We start from the raw sequence: 23,052 nt of genomic DNA, 5'->3' as shown, positions 1-23,052 counted from the left end.
GGATACGAGCCTCTTTATTGGTCAGAATAACTTCTGTTTTATCTTTCAGTTACATCCTTAGATTGAGAAGAAAATGATAAGAAATTATTAAAAGATCCTTCCTAGGTTTACAAGCAAAGATCTTTTTGAAATTGACTTTGAAAAACAATTTTATAGCACAGGGGATGATAATATGGATTTTGCTTCTTCAACAGCTTCAGCTTCATTTTTGGCAATTTTCTGCTGAGCCGAAAAGAGATTTACGATTGACAGCAAGGAAGTTATTTTTGTTATTTTGTCACTAGAGCCTTTTATAGCAACCAACCTTTCATGTGTAACAGGATCTTCACCATATAATTCACTCTTTGTTATACCGATGTATGCTGTATTGTAGAGTGTTGTCCTCGTTATTGCCTTATAACTAGTATCTTCCCGCCCTTTAGCAGTTCGTCTTAACTCCTTAACATCTTGAAGCTCTTTTGCCGTTACTATCAGCGCTTTCACATTTCCATCATTTTCATATGCCTCTCTCATGCAAGTTGCTATGTGAACGAGAGGGTCAACAATTAAAGTTTTAATGGTTTCAAGAGGTAAGTCTATGAGGAATTTAAGTATTTTTACAGGTATCTTAACAAGTCCAAAAATCAGTCCAGCCAAACCTTTCAGAAGGGTTCTTGGCAAAGATGATCGTGCAGATTGTTCTGAACCAATATCTAAAATTCGGTTAACTCCTAAATGAAAGAAATTCAAAGCATTATCGAGAAGCCTAATTGGGTTCAAAACGGTATGTATAACATTTTTTAATGCATTTTCTTGAAGTCTAATTTTTCTATTTCTATGGACATAAAAAATATCTGTTAGAATTGGAAACATAAAAGCAATCCTAAGCAAAGGAAATTTTTTATTTCTATTAATACCTGGGCTGTCAAATCCGTCTGCAACTTCGTCTAGTAATTTAAAAAGAGGTCCGATATTTAAGTAAGAATAAAGAGGTAGAAGCAGAGAGTACTTCCTAAAAAAATAAAACTCAATATCTCCGACATATTGATAAGAAATCGTTGCAGAAAGTTCAGCAAACTCCTTCTTCAGTGCCTCCATAGCAGGTTTTAATTCGTTCGATAACTGTTGACGAGCCCTATTTGCAATTGTTCCAGGTACAAATTGCAATATTGAGCCAAAACCTAAATATTGTTTAATTGATAACTCATAAACTTTATAAGCATTTTCTAATGATGGTGTAGACTTTGAGTGACGTCTTGCGAAATTAGTGTGTTCACGATCTGTTTTTCTAAATCTTTCATACATAACGCCCGGGAACAGATAAAAGGCCATTCAAAAATTCTCCTTTAGGAATTGAGAACTGAGTATTCAATTGTACATTTCTATATAAATCATTCAGAACGAATTATTTTCAATCTCTTTTTCTTAAAAGGAATGACAAATAGCTCAGCATTCAAATTTCTTGAACTATCTGCATTAAGCCGAGTAATGTATCCATATTGTTCAGAACAGATGGTTATGAACATACTTTAAAATTCGTAACTGAATGATATGATCCCTTGAATTTGCATCCGTTATTCATCAAGATTGCCATTAAACTTGCTAGATCTAGTGAAGTATCAAGTGATAGGCACTTAATGGCGTTTTTACATTGGTTCCTCTTTGATGTTCTTATACAGCTTGTTTGTCTTATCAATCTGGTGACTATCTATCACCCTAGTATAGCAACAATCATATTGATAAATTCGAACTAAAAAACCGGTAATCTCTCGCTATTAATTAGCACCAAAAGTAAAGGCTTGGACAGCTAAACGTCCTTCCTATTAATGATTTTTTAGTGCTTCTAAATATGCCCTTCTCTCTTAGGTAGGGATTTTTTTGTCTGGCAACGTAACTACTTCCAAAATATTCCACATGCGAATTATGCGCATTCCCAAATTTCCTTCTTGATTAACAAAGTCTTAATACGTGGTATTTAGACTGATTACGTTTTAATCAGATGAGGAAATTATCATGCCTAGATATACCGCAATATTCATTACTAATGCAAATTATCACAGAGTCACGCTTACCCCTGCAGATATCGCACAGCACATTCGTACAGGCAATTTCAGACATGAACCGACAATTGATTTTGCAACAGAGGTAGACGCGTTGGAGATCTTGAGTAGATGGACAATGCACCCAAGCCGCTTATACTTCATCGTTCGTTATGAACTTCTTAATAACGATAACTATCAGATCTTAGGTTTTACTAATATTTTTGATGGAACTCATTATGCTTTCCAGGAGCAGTTTAGTTTTCCATCTGTTTATAGTGAAATTATTGGCGCCAGAATGATGCGTCCAGAAAGACAAGAATTAGCTCCTGGTGCATTGACAACTAGGGTAGTAGCTCCCCCTGTACTCCTTAATGAAGCTCAAAGTACTCATACAGCAAGTGTCCATAAATCGGTAACAGAGTCCTTGCAGCGGCTAAATCGTCGATATGCTCAAATGGATATTGACAAAAATATAGCGGCTATTAAAAAGTTTGCTCAACAGATTAATGCTCAAAATTTACCAGAGACATCCCAGTTGGAGCGTGAAGCCGCGATTCGCTTTATAGCGCGAATGGACACGATGTTTGGCAATAAGGAAGCAGGATCCAAATTAACAATCAAGCATATTTTGGCATTGGTTTGGGAGGGAGCTCATGATCAAAAAAACGGTGCCCTTAAATGTGATATAAAAACCGTAGAAGAAAGTTTTGTTAAACATTTGTATGAAATACAGAGGGGTTATAACTTAGATTTGTTAGGTTGCGATTTAGGTGGTGAGGACAAACCTATTTGTGCAGGAGGCACCATTAACAAGCTAACCGACACACTAAACGCTGGAATTCATGAGGATGTGGAAATAATTTATATTACCAAGGAAACAGCAGGTGAAAAGTTAAAAGCCATGATGAAAGAAATGGTAGTGGCTTTCGTAAAGAACTCTAGCCAAAAAGAAGAGTTAATAACTCAAATCAATAACTCAAAAACACTCGATAAAGTGCCAACCTGGAATATTCCTGAATTAATTTTAAATGAAATACAGTTTGAGGTAAAAAAATCTTTTTTTGATGAATTTCAAAGCAGCTTAATGCCCGGGCAGCTCGAGGAAATTTTTTCACAATATGAATTCATCTCACTGGATGAAGACAGTTATAAGAAACTAAGTGAAGAAAAACCCCCTTTCAACCACATAACCGAAGAAGATGAAAAGGCAGAGATTGATGAAGTTTCACTATATTCCAATACCAATGCTTTTTATCAGGAAGTGTCATTAGAAGCCGCCGCTACTGAGCAGGCTGAATTACCGGCGCAAATCAATCGGCAATCACAGCTAAAGGACTATCCCCCTAGCTCTCGAGGCTCTAGTTTTATTGCAGGAATATATCGCTTATTTAGCGCATTTAATCCTTCATCAGTTTGTCAGGTGGAAGAAGATTTGCCAAGAGCTTATAGAAACAGCAATTAATAGACTGCTCACTTGGTGAGCATTGAGGTGCCCCTCCTAGAAACAGCCCGATTCCCTCACTTACGAGCACAGCGAGGGATTATATGTAATTTAGCATTGTGCAACTTCTTGAAATCCCGCTGCGCCCTACAATGAACTCCTTTTTCTTTACACATCGATCGAAATGAAAATTTACAAATTAAATAAAACTTCTAAATCCATTCTGCCATTATCATCACTTAACTGGATTAGTCAGTTCTATTAGAGACAAATCATTCCAAATCGGAATCGAATGCAAGCTAAATTATGTTTTCTGCATTAACAAAAATAGAATAATATTTGAACAGATTAGCCATGCCATTTCTTGGTTATTAATGAAAGAACGAATTGAAACTATTCAATCTATTCCATCACTATTTCAATACGTCTGGGTTGGTAGACCAATTAAAGATGATGATCTAGTTCAAATTTGCGAATCAGCAACCAATTAAAAAATATATTTGTTCGGGTATTTCAAATATTAATTAATTGGGCAAAAAGTTATACCGTCTCGGTAGACTTACGAAATAAACTTATTCAAAATATTAATTTGGAAATTGTACAACACCAAGCAATATGGCTTTGGTTATGAGAAAGCTACTGAAATCGATGCAGTGGAGTATGCAAACAGTTGGTTGAGGATTAAGGGTGAAAAGAGATCTTTTGATGACAGTCAACTTCCCTCAAAAACGAAAGATAAATTTTTTAAAGCTGACCCGAAAAAGGAGTCAAAAAAGGAAATCGATAATAGCGCGAAAGCTGTGCAAAAACATACTAACGGGCAAAAAGTATTAGGTTTTCCTAATTGATTCAAAAACTGATTTAGCTATTTGCAGATCTTGGACAGCTAGGCCAGTTAAATCTGCAACAGTAACTTGTTCATTATTTTTCCGGCCCTGTCTCATTCCGGATAGGATATCCCCTAATTCAATCAACTTAGACTTATCGATTATTTTTTTACGTATCGCATGGGCAATCTCTCCGTGCTTAGTACACTGCATGATACTATCTGCAACAATCACGTCGGCATTTTTAAATATGTCCGCATCCAACTCTTGTTTTTTAGGACTATCCGCTCCAACTGCTGTAATATGCGTACCCTTTTTGATTTGATTAGCAAAAAGAATGGGGAAATTAGACGGTGTAGTTGTAACAATAAGGTTACACGAGGTTGTTATTTCTTCGACTTCTTTTGTGGTATTTACTTGAAAACCTTCCATTTCCATTTCCATTTTAAATTTTTGAAGGTTCTCATCACTCCTCCCTAAAGCGATAACTTCCCTACAGCTAGTTATTTTTTTCAAATAGTGCAATTGCAATTTAGCTTGGGTGCCAGTACCAATCATTCCAATTTTATTGATTATTCTTGGTGCAAGATACTTGGCCACAATAGCGCCGGCCACTGCTGTCCTTATATCAGTAAGATATCCCTCATCAAGCAAGATACTACAAAGTCCGCCGGTATTCTGACTAAAAAGCAACATCAAACCATTGCTAGAAGGTAAATTCAATTTCGGGTTTTCATAAAATCCAGAAGCTATCTTAATGACATAATACTCCTCACCCAAGATATAGCCTGATTTAATATGAACATCACCGGGAGGATCCTGAAACAAGAGCTCGCCAACGGGAGAAACAACGGCTTTTCCGTTTGAATAGGCAACAAATGCTTTTTCTATTTCAGAAATAATATCGATTTTAACCAAACATTTCTTGATTTGATCAAGGCTAATTATCTTCATGCTACGGTACTAGAACTAATTTTAATGTTTCAAGACTAATATTTGCCCCACTTAAAACGACCACAATATTTGCCCCATAAAAATGTTTAGAATACTTTGATTTCGCGGTTTTTAAGAATGCTCCAAGAGCTACACCCGCAGCACCTTCGACTAAAAGGTGTTGGGTATTTATCAAGCTGATTATAGCCCTTTTAATTTCTTCTTCAGATACAAGAACATAATCATCAACAAATTGATCGCATAAATCGAAGGTAATAGACCCGGATTCAATTCCACCAGCAGTAGCATCTGATAAGGTCGGCAATGTTTCTCTTTCTATAACACAACCTGCTTTAATCGACTCTGACATAACAGGCGAATTTTCTGGCAAACATCCAATAATTTTGATGTTTGAATTTATTGATTTTAAATACCAAGCAATACCCGAAATCAATCCCCCACCTCCGATAGGAACAAAAACGACATCAATCACATCGAGTTGCCTCATGAGTTCGAGCCCTACAGTACCTTGCCCGCCGATGACCTTTAGATCATTATAGGGAGATAGGTAAACCATATCGTGTTGTTTTGCATAGTTGAGTGCGTGGAGTTCAGTTTGCACACAATCTTTCCCGTAGAACTGGAGATTCTGGGTATAATTGCGAATATTTTCAACTTTGGTTGGCGAGACATTTTCTGGAACAAAAACCACCCCTTTTATTTTCAATCGATTTAAGCCAAATGCAACTGCGGCGCCATGATTACCCGATGAAGCCGTGACTACTCCCTGCTCTCGCTGAGCTGGACTCAAACTTAATAATTTATTGATAGCCCCTCTAACCTTAAAGGAGCCCGTAACCTGAAGATTTTCACATTTTAAAAACACATTGCTTCTCGTTTCACGGCTTAATGCGATGGAGTAATCTAAAGGGGTTTCCCGGGTATATTGTCTGATTCTGCTCTCTGCAGCTAATACTTCTTTTTTAAAATCAAGCATACTTTTTCACCTTTATTCTGAAATTGCTAAATAGTTGTAAATTGTTGCTCTGGATACTCCGATGATCTGAGCAATGTAGGAAGCCGCATTTTTACCAGTAAACGCCCCTATTCGATGTAAATGTTTAATAAGCTCCTTTTTTTCTGAACGAGCTAACGATTCTAAAGTGAGATGATGTTCTTTGAGATAAATGTGGACATATTTGTTTATTCTCTCTTGCCAGTCATCTTGAAATAAAGGTGCTGGTTGTGGCGAAAATTTTTCACTATCAACGAATGCAGAAATGAAACGGTTTATTTTATCTAGCTGTGATACATCAAGGTTAATACATAACATTCCTACCGGTTTATTCTTATCGTCCCTTATGATGCTGCTTACGGATTTTAGTTTTCTACCATCCCAACCCATCTTCTCATAAGGACCTATGCAATCTTCCAACATTGCCATCTCCTCTTCTCTACTAAATAAGGATGAATCGCCCACTTTTCTTTTTGAAACAGGGTGAAAAATGGCCACTATTTGATTTAATTTAATGTCATGCACCACTACTTCAGCATAAGGATGTAACAATTTTTGGATTGCCTCTGCAGTAGGAAGAAAGGCTTTGATTGCTTTTTTCATTTTAGGATTAATTAGACACACATTTAGATATTTTCATATAAATTAGACTATATTGTCAAATATATAATTGTTCTAAAGCCTTCCTGCGATAAAAGAGTCTAAGATTCTCATAGCCTCTGAATAATCAAGGCGATTTTCATCTGTTCAGCTGTCTTGGCGAATTTATCCTCAAACTTTCTTTTCTATAGTATTTTTGATAAATATTATAAAAAATTAATATGTGAAAAATTGAATTTTTTTATTTTTAAACTACACTTTTTTAGAAAGGTTTACGGATTAGAACTACACTTAAAATTTCAAGGAGATTATCATGCAAGTCAGGGACGTTATGACACCTCATGCGGAATATTTGTTCTCAACGGCAACCATTGAAGAAGCTGCACGAAAAATGCAACAGTTAAACACCGGTTTTTTGCCAATAGGAGACAAAAAAACTGATAAAATTATTGGCGCATTAACCGATCGAGATATTGTCATCTCAGCAGTTGCATCTCATAAAGGCTTCGACACTCCAGTAAGTAATGTAATGCATAAAGGGATACATTATTGCTATGATACCGATGATGTAAATGAAGCTGCAAAATGTATGAGAGAAAAGCAAATTCGTCGCCTTGTTGTATTAAATAAAAATAAGCGATTAGCTGGCATCTTATCTTTGGGTGATATTTCATTACGTTGTGATAAAGATTTAAGTGCTGGCTTATTAGGAGAAATTTCAAAGCACTAAAATCCAACTAGATATACTAAAATAGTATTGAAATTACGCAAGATAAATTCAATACTATTTTGGTATTTAATTAATTATATTAACTTGCTTTTTTTACTTTATTTTTTAGATTGTTTCTTATTATCTTTCTCGGAATCCAGCTTCTTTTTTTTGCCCATGCTTTTTTTTAGTAAAGTAATAAAATCCACTACATCTTCAGGTGTTCGGCGACGGGCAGTGACTTTCTTTCCTGCCTCTTTTTGAACTTCTTTTGCCTTTTTTTCGAGCCATTTATTCATGGCCTCACGGTATTCATCGTGATATTTTTGAGGCTCCCATTTAGCGCTAAGGTCATTAATAAGATTAACTGCCACTTCCATTTCACGCGCACTGATCTTGTAAGTATTAAGCGATTCGGTTGGAAGCTTAAAATCATCTTCTTTACGTATCGTTTCGTCAAAATGGATAAGGTACAGGACAAGGGCTTTATCGTGAGCCATCACTAGGCTGATGTACTCTTTTGTCCGAATAATTGCTTTTGCCACCCCTACTTTTCGAGTTTTTTTTAATGCTTCCCTTAAAAGAACATATGCTTTTTGATTTTTTGAATCGGGAAGTGCATAGTACGGTTTTTCGAAATACAAATTGTCTATTTCATTAAGGTCAACAAATTCTTCTATATCGATGGATTTATACAAATCAGGACTTGCGTCTTCGAAAGCTTGCTCATCAATAACAATATAGGCTCCCTTATCATATTCATACCCTTTAACAATATTTTCCCAAGGGACTTCTTTGTCAGTTTCACTATTAACCCGTTTATAGCGAATGCGAGCGTGATCACGGGAATCCAATAAATGGAATTTCAATTCATTCCTTTCTTCAACAGGTATAATTTGTATAGGAATAGTAACTAATCCAAAAGAAATATCGCCTTTCCAGATGGCTCGCATCATTATTCCTCAATGAGATAGTTTATCCCTTAAGTATAGTTTAGGGGTTTATGTAGTTGCATTTGCTGTGTCTGGAAAAAATAAATAGAGCGTAGCCACGATTATGAGTAAGGAGATAATGACAACTAATTTTTGATTCATTTTTTTAATCCTTTAACCCTGTGTTGCCTATTATTTAAAGGTATATTAATAATTGTAAGAGCGCAAATAACAGGGATGCCATTCATGAGAGTACTGATCATCGGGGCGGGAATCGCTGGGTTGTCTTTAGCTGGGCTACTTAAACAAAGAGGTGTCACTCCTTTCGTCATTGACAGAGCAACATCTCTTGATGATGTAGGCTATATGCTGGGGTTATACCCTACCGGTGCCAATGTATTACGCGCCCTCGACTGTTATGATCAATACCTTGAATGCTCGGTAGCTGGTGAATGGTATCAGGCTTACACGAGTGAGGGAAAACTGCTTAAACAGTTTTCATTTTCGCCCATAGTAAGGAAATATGGACCCTATCAATTGATTAGTCGTTATGAACTTCTGAACCTTATTCACAAATCCTGTGGTGATCTGGCAATCCAATTTAATACTCAAATTGACTCTTTGCATCAAAACGAGCACGAAGTGACTGTTCGCTTTAGTAACAAAACTGAAGGAACTTTTGATTTGGTTGTTGGTGCCGACGGATTACACTCGCAAACCAGAAGTCTTATCTTAACGAATGATCAATACCAATATTTCGATACTGGTTGGGGTGGCTGGGTATGGTGGTCTAAAGAAAATTCAGCAACGACCCACACGATTCAAGAATTTTGGGGAGCAGGCCGCTTTTTCGGTACTTATCCAGTTAAAGGGAAAGTAGGTCTGATTGCGGCAGTTAATTGCCCAACAGCTGAGGTTGCATTGCAAGGAATTAGCCGTGCACGCTACATTGAGAAAAAATTCTCGACTCTCTTACAAAAATACCCTCATTTTTTTGAAAATTTACCGGCAGATGATGCCTCAATTTTCTTCTGGCCTTTAAATGATCAACGATCAATGACATGGCATTCAAATCGCGTTGTTTTGCTTGGAGATTCAGCGGCAGCTTTTTTACCTACAGCTGGCGTTGGTGCATCTATGGCATTGGAATCAGCGGCGGTATTAAATGATATGCTTTCTCGAACGGGCGTTGAATTTATACCACACACATTAATGCTATTTGAGAAACGCCGTCGAGCAAGGGTTGAACGGGCGCAAAACGATTCCCGCCGTCTAGCCAAGATGATGTTTGTCAACTCAACTATAGGCGCTGTGTGCAGGAATTTTCTCACTCAAACGATGCCAGTAGAATCACTGATAAAAAGCATTATTAAGGGTTTTGATGAACCCATTTAACTAAACGAAACCCCTTAACATAATTGCTATAAAATTGAATAAATTAAGCTCTTCAAAAACAAAAGTTGAGAAAAACGTGCGCAAAAAACAATTGCTATCTGGGAATTTGAACTGGCAACTCATTGGATGGATGAGTCTCTCTATCCGATTTGTCCAAGGTTGGATTTTTTGGGGGGGTGGATCGCGGCGATTCATTTACGATCCGCAAAAACTTAACCCCTATGCCCCACAGTGGATGGCCAATAAAATTCAAAGCGCAATGCCAGGCGCCCTATTCGATCTTACTTCGGTTGTTAGCTTCTTATTGCACCATTTTATCTTCCTTTATATCGCCATAATTTGTTTCAGTCTGCTAGAACTGCTAAGTGGTTTAGGTCTCATTTTCGGTTTTTGCACACGGGCTTGCGCAATGGCCACCGCGTTAATCAGCATCATACTTATGCTCCTGTTTGGTTGGCAAGGAAGTACTTGTCTGGATGAATGGACCATGGCTGTTTCTAATTTAGCAATGGGATTAACACTGGTTTTAACTGGGGGTTCTGTTTATTCGTTCGATGTATGGCTCATGAAACGCCACCCCAAATTATTGCAAAAACAATGGTTTTTGCTGTTAAACAGTGGCCCATGGTCGTTTATATCACTGCGGCGAACAGCAATTGCGTTTTTTATCTTTACTGTGTTTTTTACAGTCGGTACGTATGATTTTTACCGTGGTGCAGTCCTTTCACGCTATCATACAGGCCCCGTGAGTGCTGATGTGTTTCACTTAAGTTTAAGTGATGGACATTTATCTTCTAATGGTTCTGTACGCTTTAAATTAAATGTGGATGCAGGACCGAGTACTGTTCCTATTTATATTGTACGTGTTGATCTATTGGACTCATCAAACAAAATTATAGAAACATGGCCTGCTGCGACCCTCCGCTCCTTGTCGAAAACTTCCATTATCAATAGTTACAGTTACAATAAAATTGATACAGGCATGTATGGCTTAATAGCACCCGAAAGTGCAAAAGCGGAAGTTTCGCTTCCAGAACAACAACAAATTACCCTTAGTGCAGGAAGTTATCTACTGCAGGTTTATACAGTCGATGGCAAACGATGGGATTTAAATTTAGATTTAAAATAGCCTATATATCAATATACAACCCTCTATAGCTGCGGCTTTCCCATGCATCAATAACCAACATTTCTTCAAGCTCAAAAGAAATTATGATATAAAGGCTGATTTATTTGAAAGGGCATGTTGGGGATGAAATATCGTCCAGACGTTGATGGCTTACGAGCAGTTGCTATTCTATTTGTTTTATTTTTCCACAGCGGTCTGAAGCTATTCCCTTCTGGTTTCGTTGGCGTTGATTTATTTTTTGTTATTTCTGGATTTTTAATCACCAGCATTATTCATGAGTCTATTCAAAACAACCATTTTTCATTCATCGAGTTTTATAACCGACGGTTATGGCGTCTACAACCAGTTTTTATTTGTTTATTAGTGGTTGTCACCCTTCTCGCTTTACTTTTCTATTTACCTGATGATTTAGTGCAATACGCTAAGAGTGCACGAAAAACGTCAATTTTCACCTCGAACAGTTATTTTTCCCGGGTTACCACTGGTTATTTTGCAGCAGACAGCAATCAATTGCCTTTATTGCATACTTGGTCTTTATCGATTGAGTGGCAATGTTATTTCATTTTGCCCGTGGTTATTTATTTACTCAATAAGGGAGTTGCGAAACGCCACTTAAGCAAAATCATTTTTGGGCTTACACTGCTTTTTTTAGCCCTGGCCCTTTATTTCTCTACTCACAATGCCGCTAAAACTTACTATCAATTTTCAAGCCGTATTTTTGAATTCTTGATAGGTTCTTGCGTAGCTCTAATACCACGACAAATCCCCTTAAACAAAATCGTCTTAAATTTAATTAATCTGCTTGCACTGCTAGCCTTATTTTATGTCGCAACACGCACTCATATCAGTTTTGGTTTCCCCAATGGGTATGCCCTGCTTCTTTGTGTCGCTGCTGGTACCTTAATTGCAACAGGCAACCATCCCCAGTCCCTCGTGACTAAATGCCTTGCCACTAAGCCTCTCGTCTTTATAGGTTTAATATCTTATTCCCTCTACATTTGGCATTGGCCTGTTTTTGCTTTTATTCATTATTTAGGCATTGAAAATACAAACCGAACCATTTTTATTGCACTTCTCGTGAGCTTGATTCTGGCTTATCTTTCCTGGCGATTTATTGAGAAACCTGCGCGAAAATTAAATCATTTAAAATTTGGGTATACACTCATCTTTTTATTGGCTTTGCCTATCGGTTTAATGCACTTAAATAGCGTTTTGATTAAAAACTACTCAGGTTTTCCGCATCGTTTTAGCAATGAAGTCGTGAACGTTTTCGAGCAACTCAAACAATATGATGTAATTCAAAGAGAAAAGTGCTTGGGTAAACATAGTGTTGATATCAATAGCTATTGTACTTTTGGTGCAAAAAATCCGAATAGTAAAACCAGCCTTATGATCGGTGATTCCTTTTCCAATCATTCCTGGCGTTTTATTGATACACTAGCTAAAGAAGCAAATGTTTCTGTTCTCGCCCAAGCAACACCAGGCTGCCTTGCTCTGCCGGGGATTTATCTTTACGATTGGTCAACCCATAAAAATACGGTTTATCACGAATGCCATCAAGAAACTAAACGCTATTACGATATGATTAAGGCAAATCATTATGATTTCGTGATTATCGGACAATCCTGGGGTGGATATTTAGGAACTAATGTAATTAACCGGCTCAATGATGAGCGTTCTGTCCCCTTGACGAAAAAACGAATCAAGATCGCGCTAGATAAAGCTCTACATACGATTACTGATTCTGGGTCTATTCCTGTAATCATTAAAGCGACAGCCTCATCGACATCGAATTTGCGAGATTGCTTTTTTAAGCATGTCAAGCAAAGAAAAAAATATCACCCAGAGCAGTGCGATTTTAATTTACAGACTGAGGTTGACCCTTGGCTCGACAGTTTATTCTTAAAGATGCAAAAAAAATACAGTCAACTAATTATCATTGACCCAAGAAAAGTCCAATGCACAAATGGCCGATGCAGAGCCGATATTAATGGTGTTCCAGTGTTCCGAGATGTGGCACATATTACTGATTATGCCTCCTATCAATTTGCCAAACTTTATTTGCAGCAATATAAGAATCCATTGATTATTTAACGTTTATTCGTTGTAAACCCTTCGTCTATAATCATCTTTCATTGAGGACAATTAACGCCCTGCTATTCCTTTGTTCAGTTTTCCTACATTCCGCCCAGCCACTTCTAGCAGAATTCATCTTCAAGCAAAATGATTAATTAATATTAATATTGTCTTAATATTAATCAATTACAATCTTCCGTACACTCATTATTCAATTTGTCCTTAGGTGGTAAAATATGTTTTCAAGGTATGCAGGTGATATGGGAATTGATTTATCTCCAGAAACTCAAAATAGCAGTGAGGAAAAAATAGAGAGCACTACAAGCTCCCCAGCAACGAGCGAGACGCAAACAGAAGTTAGCCAAACTCATAGTGAAGTAAGCGAGTCCTCTATCGAAAGTAGTTCCACTAGTCCAGAATCAACGAGTAGTGAGAATTCAGGGTTTACCTTTGAAGACTATTGTGACACTGATTATAACCAAACAGCGATGGAACTTGAAAAAGACTATGGGCATCTACCTAGCTTTTACGAATCAAATGATGACACGAAACCATCCTCAGAATTAAGCAAATCTGAGAAAAATCATGACTCATTTGCAGTACCTAAATTTGTCTATTCATCCATTAGTTCCCTGATAAGTTTTGTTGTATCTCCATTTAGTGGATCGAAAACTACGGTTCCTAGCCCTTCAGAGCAATCTTCAAAAACCTCAACGGTAGATGTGGTTCCAGAGCCACAAGCAGATGGTCATTTACATGAAAAGGACTATTTTGAGCACCAAAAAGATCTTGATTCACCGAATAAAATTATAATTGCCATGATGGACACCGTTCATGGTGCTGCAACCACGAGTCGTGAAGACTGCGAAAACCACGAATTTAAATGCAAAGAGAGAGAAAAACTTCATAAAAAAACAGGTGGTCCAGAGAATACAGAAATGGCACAGGTCAATGTTTATCTTGATAGACGTGAGAAAGCATTATTACCTGGAGCCCGCAAAAAATTGAAAAAACACGCTGAGACAAAACAGCAGGCACAAACTGATACTGCAATGGCGCCAAGTGACGCTATTTATCATGCAAGGAAAGAAGGTGAAATTGCTTATGAATTTGGTAAGGGTGACGATCATTATGATAAGGCTGGAAGCTTAATTCATTCAGGAAAGAAAGTAATGGAAATGGCAGCTTTAGACCTCTATGAAGGAACAGGTGGTGTCACTAACGATCCTGGTTTTGTTGAAGCAAACCCAATAAAATTAGGAAATAATTAACCCCTCAACTATTAAGTTTATTATTGTGTTAAAATTAAGCTTTCCATGAAATAACTGTACGAGGAAGCCACTATGGAAGATGCATTTGGAGATCCAAACGTTGTAGAAGATGCTAAAGCGACCCTTCCTGTTGCTAATACAACTTTGCCGCTTGAGACAGATAGTCAAGGCGGCATTTCCTGGGATGACTATTGTGATACGGATTACAATCAAGTAGAAGTTGAGCTCCAAGAGAAATATGGGGATCTCCCTAGCTTTTATGAAGTATCTGAGACTAGTTATGAATCCTCTTCAAATTCAAGTGGCGATAATGCTAGTAGCCCGCCCTCAGAGCATTGGGCGGGGGCTAAATTCCTAGTTACACCAGTCAGTTATGTTGTCAATTTTGCTACAACCCAATTAACCGCTTTAAAAAATGCTGTTTTAGGACATTCAGATTCTCATTGCGCACAATCAGATGACGCATCTGAAAGAAGCCCAACCTCAACACAAAAAATAATGACATCCCTGTCTGATGAAGGAAACACCAGTGCTGAAAAACCATTTACCAATCAAGATGAAATCCTAGAAGAAGTTGGTGCCGGTCCTGATGATGGCATTTGTTCCCCGATGGTCAATTTATACTTTGAAGAGCAGCTAGGCTTGCGTAATGACAGTTTTAGAAAAGGCAGTGCCTCCCATATTTTCCAAGAAGCGGAAAAAGAAGAAAAGCACCAAATTGAACTTATTAAGCAAGGAAAGGACGGTTTACATGCAGTATTCGTAGATCATAATATTCCCTACAATCAAAAAACAGTAAAAGCTCGAGAGCTAGAAAGCGAGCAACAAGTGGAAACGTTGCTGGATAAATTTGATCAAGCGCTAATTACTTATCCAGTTGTCCGAGATGACGGTTTACAAGACAGGCATCAAATTTATATCGAAAAAAAGGATAATGGCTCACATTGTTCCCGTTTTGATGTCAATAAAGAAGGCGCCATCGAGGAAATGCCCTGTAAAATGTTTTATCATAAATTTGCCAAGAAAGCTGCGAAAGGTAGTAATAACGATAATGATGATGTCATCGTTGCTGGAATAAAAAGAACTGAGTCAAGGCTATCCTAAAAAAAGCAGTGCCATCCATGAGAAATTTTACTGAAAGGTGTCAGCGAGGAGCGCGCGATTAGCGCTCCTTATAACAAACGCTGAGAACCGCATCACGTATTCTCATTGCAGATCTCTAGGGCCAGAGCAATCCCTTGGCCACCGCCAATGCATAATGTAACCATGCCGCGTTTTAATCCGTCACGTTTCATCGAATACAATAAGCGTGTAGTTAAAATGGCACCAGTTGCACCAATAGGATGGCCATGGGCAATAGCCCCACCTTCGACATTGACAATTTCTTCATTGAATCCAATCTCACGCGTCACTGCGATAGCAATTGCTGCAAACGCTTCATTAATTTCCACTCGCTGAATGTCAGGCAATTTCCATTTTGCTCGTTGCAATGCCTGCAAAACAGCAGAAACCGGGCCGATGCCAAACATACCTGGTTCAACAGCACCGACTCCATAGGCTACGATGCGGGCCATTGGCTTAAGGTGATGCGAGGAAATAAAATCGGCATCCGCAATAATCATAGCGACTGCACCACTGTTCAATCCTGGCGCATTACCTGCCGTAATAGTGCCTTCTTTGCGAAAAGCTGGTTTTAGTTTCGCAAGGGTTTCTGCAGTTGTATCAGGACGATTATGTTCATCTTTTTGGAATAATTCGGTTCCTTTACGATTACTGATTTCTATGGGAGTAATTTCAGCATCAAATTTACCCTCTGCTTGCGCCTTGGAAAAACGTTGTTGAGAGCGCAGTGCCCATGAATCCTGTTCATTGCGGGAAATCGAATATTTTTCTGCAAGATCTTCAGTATGCCAACCCGAATGATTTCCTGAGAACACATCATGCAAACCATCCAATAGCATGCTATCAATGATCTTGCTATCGCCCATCCGATATCCCCAGCGTGCTGAGGTTAGAAGATAAGGACAAAGATCCATGTTTTCCATGCCTCCGGCAATTGCACAATGGATATTGCCGCTGACGACTTCTAAATAAGCAGAGACAATAGCTTGAGCACCTGAACCGCACACCCGATTCACTGTGTAAGCAGGTACATCAACAGGAATTCCTCCATGGACAGCTGCTTGACGAGCTGGATTCATGCCTGCTCCAGCCTGGACAACCTGACCCATTACGACTGCTTCTACTTTGTCTGGTGAAAGTTTCGCACGCCTAAGCGTTTCCTTGATAACAGCTGCACCCAGTTGAGGAGCAGATGTGTTTTTCAACGTACCATTAAAGGTTCCAATAGCTGTACGCGTTGGCGAACAAATGAAAATGTCAGTTGTCATGGCTAGTCCTTATCCTTCCCTAAGATAATTATTAAGCATAGACGTTTTAATTGTGAAATGGAAATCAGACGCTTACTAAAATATCGCTACCATTTTAAGTAATCTTTGCCCAACTGGCTCTCCCACCTATTAATACTCGATTAGGCTGATTAACACAAAACAACTCTCCCCCGCGTTGCGAAAGTTGATGGGCATGCAAACTATCTTTCTCAAGCAATGCAGCCCAATAAGGAACTAAAGCGCAGTGAGAAGCCCCAGTAACCGCATCTTCCCAATTAGGTTTTTGAGGATAGAATGTACGCGACACAAAATCGACCTGTTCTCCGCGAGCAGTAACAACAATTCCTGGATAGGATAAAGTCTTTAGAATCTCGACTTGGGGTGTTATTTCTTTAACTTCTTGAGATTTTGCTAGAATAACGACTAAACGATCTTTAGTCTCATAAACGCTTCTTGGTTTTATACCCGCTAGTCCTTCGACTAAATTGTCTGGGCATTTTATTCGAGTTATTGGTTTTGCTGGAAAATTTAAAAAGATAATATTTTCTTTCAGTTTTGCTTTTAATTCACCACAGTGTGGAGAATTAAAAGTTATTTCGGACCTCGTAGTGAGGCTTTTCTGAAAGATAACATAAGCAGCAGCTAGGGTGCCATGACCGCAAAGGGATAATTCAGACAAAGGAGTAAACCACCGTATAAAAAAAGTATCATCTTGCTTCCAAATAAATGCAGTAACCGGTAATTGATTTTTAGCGGCAATAATTTGGCAAGTTTGGGTATCCATTGATTGTTCTGAAACGATAACTGCTGCAGGATTACCCAATTGATTTGGCCCAATAAAGGCGTTGACTTTTAAGATTGAATTCATTTGACACACTTAAAGGCATTTTATTTTAAATACCTTTAAGTATGTCATAGGATTTCATTTAACTCACCAACTCTATTTATTGATGCATTCTCTGATTGACAAGTTTTAATGGAGATTATAGCTTGTACGAAATAACCGATTGTCACCGAATGGATTTTTATGACTTACCTCTCGATTTTAAACTTTAAAACGTTATTTTTCGCAAGCTATATTTTCTCTATTGCTTACACTCATTTGCGGGGAAAGGTACGCTTAAAGTTTTTACACCAGCTGACTGATCACTCAAGTCTTATGGCACCAGTGAATGCCATCATGTATCTTTTTTCTTCAGTTCCCAAAACGCCTTTTCTTGATTTGGCTAATTTTCCAGAGTTAAAACTATTACGAGATAATTGGCAAACAATCCGTGAAGAAGCAGAGTACTTATACAAGGAAGGTTATATATCAGCGTCTGAAAAATATGACGATATCGGATTTAACTCATTTTTTAGACGGGGATGGAAGCGTTTTTATTTAAAATGGTATCAAGAGCCTATGCATTCCGCACAAACACTTTGCCCCAAATCGCTCGAGTTAATTGAAAAAATTCCCAATATCAATGCTGCGATGTTCACCCTTCTCCCTAAAGATAGCTTTCTATTTAAACACCGTGATCCTTATGCAGGCTCGCTTCGTTATCATTTAGGGTTAATCACCCCTAATTCTAAAGAGTGTTGCATCTACGTGGATGGTGAACCTTATTTTTGGCAAGATGGACAGGATGTCCTTTTCGATGAAACTTATGTGCATCACGCTGAGAACAAAACATCCCAGGATCGTATTATTCTTTTCTGTGATATCCAACGCCCTCTCAACAATGCCCTCGCTAACCGATTTAATCGTTTTTTTAGTCGAACAGTAATGAAAGCCGCTTCGAGCAAAAATTTACCTAATGAGCGTGTAGGCTTAATTAATAAATTATTCACCTACATTTATCAAATACGTTTAGTGGGCAAGAAACTAAAAAGCTACAATAAAAATCTATACTATATAATTAAATATGCTCTTTTTATTAGTTTAATTGCCTTATTTATTATATGAGGAAAGATAATGAGGTAAATCAAGCCATAATTGACAAATGGCTCTTACATTTTTTCTTTATCAATTTAATTGTAGTTTATGCTCTTTCTTGCAACTATGTCGCTGATGCTTTTGCAATTAAACTCTTTAATTTTGGAACAAACGGATTTGAAGAGGCTACTTTTTTCACGCGCTCGATTGTCAGTTTATATCTTTTAATCACTTATATTAGTTATTTTGCTTTTTTAACTATTTTGTCATTGCTTATCCCTTATCTGTTTTCCAAATTTACGTCAAAAAATTGGCTTACAATTTGTATTAGTGTTCTTTTCATAAGTTGTTTTGTTTTATATCTAGTAATCGATTTGTATGTATTTAGGTTATATCGATTTCACCTAAACTCATTAGTTCTCAAAATGCTCTTCAGCCAGTACAGCGATCAAATCTTTTATTTTTCCAAAAATGAATGGTTCGTATTTTATCTGGTTGTGGCTTCTATTTTTTTGGTTGAGGGATTAATTGCGTTGATTTTATGGTTTAATAATGTCATCAATCTTTCAAAATGGATTATGCAATTTATTTGCGTATCCATTATCCTAATTATCGTCTCATTCTGTTCCACAGTGGTGGGTAATAAATATTTTATTAGACAGAGCACTATCTTCCCTTATTATACCGAAATAGTGCGTCACCTATTTTATGTTTCGAAAGAAGACATGAATTATTATGTCTATAGCCACTATTTTTCTCAATCAAAATTCCCCGATCATCAATTATCTTATCCAATTAACCCAATACAATGCAGTCAAAAAACACGTCCGCTTAATATCTTTGTGATTTTAATTGATACTTGGCGTTACGATGCCATGAATAAGGAAGCTACACCAACTATTTATCGTTTTGCTTCAGAAAATCTTAAATTCCAAGATCATCTTAGCGGCGGCAATGCAACGCAGCCTGGTATTTTTTCATTTTTTTATGGCTTGCCCGCATCCTATTGGACAGCCATTTTTGAACAAAAAAAGAGTCCTGTTTTTATTAATCAGCTGATTAATAAAAATTATCAATTCGGTATATTTGGAAGTGCAAGCTTAACTATACCTGATTTTGCCTCTACTATTTTTAACAAAATACCTAATTTGCCTTCGCCTCCCAAAGGTTGGGCCTATCAAAGGGATCAAGAAATTACAAAGCGATTTCTTTCATTCTTAGACAACCGAAAGCCTGCTCAACCAATCTTTTCTTTTTTATTTTATGATTCAGCCCATGAATATTGTGAGAATAGAAATTATAAAGGCCCTTTTCAGCCGGAACTTTCGTCTTGTAGCCGCTATCTTTTTAATAATGGCTATAATGCACAACCATTAATAAATCGGTATTTAAATTCCGTTAATTTTGTGGATCAACAAATTGCCCAAGTATTAGCCGGAATCAAGAAAGCTAATTTATGGGATAATTCGATAATTATTATCAGTGCAGATCATGGTGAAGAATTTAATGACAATAAACAGAATTATTGGGGCCATGCAAGCAATTTTAGCAATTATCAAATCAAAGTCCCTTTTATCGTTCATTGGCCAGGTAAAACACAACAGCAATTGAATTATGTGACTACCCATTATGACGTTGTGCCCACCCTCATGTCAGACGCATTAGGCTGTAAAACACCTTATTCTGATTACAGTTATGGCATGAATTTCTTTGATAGTAATAACCGCTATCCTATCATCGTCAGTGGGAATTACAATATAAGCTATGTGACTCCGACAACCATCACCAACTTATTCCCTTCTGGAGATTTCGAGATACAAAATTCGAATGTTGAGCCTTTACCTAATAGTAAACCTGATAGTAAGCAACTAATATCAATTTTGCATGATGTTAATCGGTTCTATCATTAGACCCTAATCAAAATGGCGGCAATTGTCAGCATTCCCTATTTTCGACTACACTTTGTATGCCTCATCGATTATTAAGAATTTCAAACAAATAGAGATCAAAAGAATGCCCTTTAGACTTTTAAATCAATGGATTATGGAAGAAAAAAATGCAGGTGCTTCCAACCCTCAGCATGCGGTCTTAGCCACAGCAACTTTAAATGGCATTCCGCACAGTCGTGTTGTTGCTATAAGAGAAATTACGGTAAGCGAACTTATCTTTTTCACTCAAAAAGGGACAAAAAAGGTAAATGATATTATTCAGAATCCACAAGTATCACTGACTTTTTGGTTTGAAATCAAACAAAGAGAAGTGGTTCTTGACGGTGTTGTTGAACCTTTATCACAAGCAGAAGTAGTGCATTATTGGGATACTAATCCACAATCAGCCCAGTTGAGGTTTACCGCTTACGCACCAACATCAATGCAGCCAATCCCTTCCAAAAAAGTGATCGAAGATAAAAAAGCAGCGATTGAAAAGGAATATATTGACAAAAAATTACCCTTAAGTCCTTACTACTGTGGATTTCGAATCAGACCTTCAAAGTTTATATTTTATTCCTTACGTTCAGACGAATTATCCGATGTCCTTGAATATAATTGGCAAAACGAACAATGGCATCAACGCATTTTATCTCCCTAACAAAGAGGTATCAGGAGACCTATATGGTAAATTTACAAAATAAAATTGTATTAATAACTGGCGCTTCAAGTGGTATTGGTCAAGCTTGTGCTCGGCTTTTTGCGCAAAATGGAGCAAATCTTATTCTTTGCGCACGACGACAAGATCGAATAGAGCATCTTGCCAATGATTTGCAAACAATGCATGGTATACACTGCTTACCCATTGTGTTGGATGTAAGGGATAAAGCAAAAGTTGAATCCGCTTTAAGTTCTTTACCCTCAGAGTGGCAAAAAATTAGTGTGCTAATTAACAATGCCGGCCTCGCTTTATCAACCGATTCGATACAACAAGGCTCCATTAGCAATTGGGAAACAATGATTGATACTAATGTAAAAGGGTTACTTTATGTCACACGCGCCATTTTGCCGGGAATGCTAGCCCGTGAAGAAGGACATATTATTAATATAGGCTCAATCGCCGGACAAGAGTGCTATCCCAATGGTAACGTCTATTGCGCTACAAAACACGCGGTTAGGGCGCTGACAAAATCAATGCGTATGGATTTACTCGGCAGCCCTATTAGGGTGACTGAGATTGCTCCAGGAGCGGTAGAAACAGAGTTCAGTGAGGTGCGTTGGAATGATAAAGAGAAAGCAAAAGCTTTTTATGAAGATTTTAACCCTTTATACGCAGAAGACATTGCTGATGCCGTTTACTTTTGTGCAACTCGCCCTCTTCACGTTGATATTGCAGAAATGACAATCATGCCAACTGCGCAAGCTTCAGCGAGTTGCATTTATAGGACAGGTAAGAAACTACAGTAGCCTTCACTTTGCTTTGAGGCTATCATAGGGGTAACTAGCCCAGTGTAAATTGCATCAGGTTAAAGCCCTGTTGTTAAGCTAACTATTTCTCTGCGAAATCTATTTCCAGGTCTATCTCCCACCTCTTGGACTTGGAGTTCGGGAGGGGGCAGGCCAGCTTTTAACTGGAATATTGTAATCAGTTAACCCTCCTGCCTCCTTTCCAATAGCCTGTATTAAACTTATCTCTAATTTGCCAGATTCAAGCCCTTGTAATTTTTGCTCTGGTAATTTTCTAATTTGTTCTTCGAATTGAGACACCAACGTTTCGATTAATTTTCTACGGTTCATCACTTACTCCTAAAATCCCATCTTTTTTGAAAATGAAATAATTAAAAGTACTGCAATCTAACCACCCTATAAATTTCTGAACTTATACATAGAAATAACAATCAAGCCAGAAGCGATAGACTCAGAGAATTGCAGTTATCAATCAGGTAAGAAGCAGTAGCACTGTTTTTTTAAATTGCTACTATTTTTCATTACAAGTCTCTATTTCCTGGTCCAATAGGCCCTGGTCCTGCTGGTATAGCCTCGACGAAACCACCTGCTTCTTTTCCTATAGCCTGCGTTAGTCTTATCTCCAATTTGCCAGATTCAAGTTCTTGTAATTTTTGCTCTGGTAATTTTCTAATTTGTTCTTCAAATTGAGACACCAACGTTTCGATTAATTTTTTACGATTCATTACTTACTCCTAAATCCCCTTCTTTCTGAAAAGAAAAAATAGAGTGAACCAATTGAAATATAACGACCTATTCAATAAGTATTTGAACTTATATTAGTTTTCTATATTTTGTTGAAGCCGCTTTGCCACCCGCTTCCTTTCCTACAGCTTGTGTTAAACTTATTTCTAATTTACCAGATTCTAAATCCTTTAATTTTTGTTCTGGCAAACTCCTAATTTGCTCTTCAAACTGAGTCACCAAAGTCTGAATAAGTTGTTTACGTTCCATACCCCAC

General features: G+C 37.6%; 22 protein-coding genes. 12 read left to right on the top strand and 10 right to left on the bottom strand.

Annotated elements, in window-relative coordinates:
- Positions 1-150: 150 nt before the first annotated feature.
- Positions 151-1,311: a hypothetical protein gene (locus LMI_RS07645; protein WP_045099266.1), complete on the bottom strand. Its 1,161-nt coding sequence runs from the start codon at positions 1,309-1,311 to the stop codon at positions 151-153.
- A gap of 681 nt (positions 1,312-1,992) precedes the next feature.
- Here LMI_RS07645 and LMI_RS07640 point away from each other — a divergent pair.
- Both LMI_RS07640 and LMI_RS07635 read left to right on the top strand, forming a co-directional pair.
- Positions 1,993-3,483 carry a hypothetical protein gene (locus LMI_RS07640; RefSeq protein ID WP_045099265.1) on the top strand — a complete coding sequence of 497 codons (1,491 nt, stop codon included), beginning with the start codon at positions 1,993-1,995 and terminating at the stop codon, positions 3,481-3,483.
- Between the two features lie 575 nt (positions 3,484-4,058).
- A complete protein-coding gene (locus tag LMI_RS07635) occupies positions 4,059-4,310 on the top strand; it encodes a hypothetical protein (RefSeq protein WP_045099264.1) in 252 nt (83 codons plus the stop codon).
- Here LMI_RS07635 and LMI_RS07630 read toward each other — a convergent pair.
- The 3 genes from LMI_RS07630 to LMI_RS07620 are packed head-to-tail and all read right to left on the bottom strand — an operon-like array spanning position 4,293 to position 6,840.
- On the bottom strand, positions 4,293-5,243 hold the full coding sequence (locus LMI_RS07630) for a Rossmann-fold NAD(P)-binding domain-containing protein (RefSeq protein ID WP_045099263.1): 951 nt from the start codon (positions 5,241-5,243) through the stop codon (positions 4,293-4,295). The genes LMI_RS07635 and LMI_RS07630 overlap by 18 nt on opposite strands.
- A gap of 1 nt (position 5,244) precedes the next feature.
- Positions 5,245-6,219 (bottom strand): threonine/serine dehydratase, encoded by a 975-nt coding sequence (locus LMI_RS07625; RefSeq protein ID WP_045099262.1) that lies wholly within the window; start codon positions 6,217-6,219, stop codon positions 5,245-5,247.
- A 12-nt stretch (positions 6,220-6,231) separates the two neighbouring features.
- Positions 6,232-6,840 carry a helix-turn-helix transcriptional regulator gene (locus LMI_RS07620; RefSeq protein WP_045099261.1) on the bottom strand — a complete coding sequence of 203 codons (609 nt, stop codon included), beginning with the start codon at positions 6,838-6,840 and terminating at the stop codon, positions 6,232-6,234.
- 310 nt (positions 6,841-7,150) lie between these two features.
- Here LMI_RS07620 and LMI_RS07615 point away from each other — a divergent pair, with 310 nt between their 5' ends.
- Positions 7,151-7,567: a CBS domain-containing protein gene (locus tag LMI_RS07615; RefSeq protein WP_045099260.1), complete on the top strand. Its 417-nt coding sequence runs from the start codon at positions 7,151-7,153 to the stop codon at positions 7,565-7,567.
- A 98-nt stretch (positions 7,568-7,665) separates the two neighbouring features.
- On the opposite strand, the gene ku is transcribed toward LMI_RS07615, so the two are convergent.
- On the bottom strand, positions 7,666-8,502 hold the full coding sequence (gene ku / locus LMI_RS07610) for a non-homologous end joining protein Ku (RefSeq protein WP_045099259.1): 837 nt from the start codon (positions 8,500-8,502) through the stop codon (positions 7,666-7,668).
- 222 nt (positions 8,503-8,724) lie between these two features.
- Between ku and LMI_RS07605 the strand changes: the two genes are divergently transcribed.
- The 5 genes from LMI_RS07605 to LMI_RS07585 all read left to right on the top strand — a co-directional run bounded on the left by LMI_RS07605 (position 8,725) and on the right by LMI_RS07585 (position 15,453).
- Complete coding sequence (locus LMI_RS07605; RefSeq protein WP_045099258.1) at positions 8,725-9,873, top strand: FAD-dependent oxidoreductase; 1,149 nt, start codon at positions 8,725-8,727, stop codon at positions 9,871-9,873.
- Positions 9,874-9,949: 76 nt separating this feature from the next.
- Positions 9,950-11,002: a TQO small subunit DoxD gene (locus LMI_RS07600; RefSeq protein ID WP_045099257.1), complete on the top strand. Its 1,053-nt coding sequence runs from the start codon at positions 9,950-9,952 to the stop codon at positions 11,000-11,002.
- Between the two features lie 123 nt (positions 11,003-11,125).
- The gene (locus tag LMI_RS07595; RefSeq protein ID WP_045099256.1) at positions 11,126-13,096 is read left to right on the top strand and encodes an acyltransferase family protein; all 1,971 of its coding nucleotides are present in this window, start codon (positions 11,126-11,128) and stop codon (positions 13,094-13,096) included.
- Positions 13,097-13,314: 218 nt separating this feature from the next.
- Positions 13,315-14,349: a hypothetical protein gene (locus LMI_RS07590; protein ID WP_045099255.1), complete on the top strand. Its 1,035-nt coding sequence runs from the start codon at positions 13,315-13,317 to the stop codon at positions 14,347-14,349.
- 72 nt (positions 14,350-14,421) lie between these two features.
- Positions 14,422-15,453: a hypothetical protein gene (locus LMI_RS07585; RefSeq protein WP_045099254.1), complete on the top strand. Its 1,032-nt coding sequence runs from the start codon at positions 14,422-14,424 to the stop codon at positions 15,451-15,453.
- A gap of 92 nt (positions 15,454-15,545) precedes the next feature.
- Here LMI_RS07585 and LMI_RS07580 read toward each other — a convergent pair whose 3' ends face one another.
- Together LMI_RS07580 and LMI_RS07575 are read right to left on the bottom strand one after the other, a co-directional pair.
- A complete protein-coding gene (locus tag LMI_RS07580; RefSeq protein WP_045099253.1) occupies positions 15,546-16,739 on the bottom strand; it encodes a thiolase family protein in 1,194 nt (397 codons plus the stop codon).
- Between the two features lie 94 nt (positions 16,740-16,833).
- Positions 16,834-17,607 carry a PhzF family phenazine biosynthesis protein gene (locus LMI_RS07575; RefSeq protein ID WP_045099252.1) on the bottom strand — a complete coding sequence of 258 codons (774 nt, stop codon included), beginning with the start codon at positions 17,605-17,607 and terminating at the stop codon, positions 16,834-16,836.
- 159 nt (positions 17,608-17,766) lie between these two features.
- On the opposite strand from LMI_RS07575, the gene LMI_RS07570 reads away from it, so the two are divergent.
- Genes LMI_RS07570 through LMI_RS07555 form a run of 4 tightly spaced genes read left to right on the top strand, consistent with a single transcriptional unit; the run spans position 17,767 to position 22,052 of the window.
- Positions 17,767-18,687: an aspartyl/asparaginyl beta-hydroxylase domain-containing protein gene (locus LMI_RS07570; protein WP_045099251.1), complete on the top strand. Its 921-nt coding sequence runs from the start codon at positions 17,767-17,769 to the stop codon at positions 18,685-18,687.
- Complete coding sequence (locus tag LMI_RS07565) at positions 18,684-20,567, top strand: sulfatase-like hydrolase/transferase (protein WP_045099250.1); 1,884 nt, start codon at positions 18,684-18,686, stop codon at positions 20,565-20,567. The genes LMI_RS07570 and LMI_RS07565 overlap by 4 nt, the downstream gene beginning before the upstream one ends.
- A 22-nt stretch (positions 20,568-20,589) precedes the next feature.
- Complete coding sequence (locus LMI_RS07560; RefSeq protein WP_416419465.1) at positions 20,590-21,246, top strand: pyridoxine/pyridoxamine 5'-phosphate oxidase; 657 nt, start codon at positions 20,590-20,592, stop codon at positions 21,244-21,246.
- 23 nt (positions 21,247-21,269) lie between these two features.
- Positions 21,270-22,052, top strand: a complete 783-nt coding sequence (locus tag LMI_RS07555; RefSeq protein ID WP_045099248.1) for an SDR family oxidoreductase — start codon at positions 21,270-21,272, stop codon at positions 22,050-22,052.
- A 111-nt stretch (positions 22,053-22,163) separates the two neighbouring features.
- On the opposite strand, the gene LMI_RS07550 is transcribed toward LMI_RS07555, so the two are convergent.
- The 3 genes from LMI_RS07550 to LMI_RS07540 all read right to left on the bottom strand — a co-directional run bounded on the left by LMI_RS07550 (position 22,164) and on the right by LMI_RS07540 (position 23,045).
- Positions 22,164-22,382: a hypothetical protein gene (locus tag LMI_RS07550; RefSeq protein WP_045099247.1), complete on the bottom strand. Its 219-nt coding sequence runs from the start codon at positions 22,380-22,382 to the stop codon at positions 22,164-22,166.
- Positions 22,383-22,573: 191 nt separating this feature from the next.
- A complete protein-coding gene (locus LMI_RS07545; RefSeq protein WP_045099246.1) occupies positions 22,574-22,777 on the bottom strand; it encodes a hypothetical protein in 204 nt (67 codons plus the stop codon).
- 88 nt (positions 22,778-22,865) lie between these two features.
- Entirely contained in the window at positions 22,866-23,045 is a 180-nt protein-coding gene (locus tag LMI_RS07540) for a hypothetical protein (protein ID WP_045099245.1), read from the bottom strand.
- Positions 23,046-23,052: the final 7 nt, after the last annotated feature.

It is taken from the genome of Legionella micdadei, assembly GCF_000953635.1.
GTDB classification, from domain to species: Bacteria; Pseudomonadota; Gammaproteobacteria; order Legionellales; family Legionellaceae; genus Tatlockia; species Tatlockia micdadei.
Note: the sequence above shows the minus strand (reverse complement) of the source record. Positions and strands in the feature narration are given on the sequence as shown.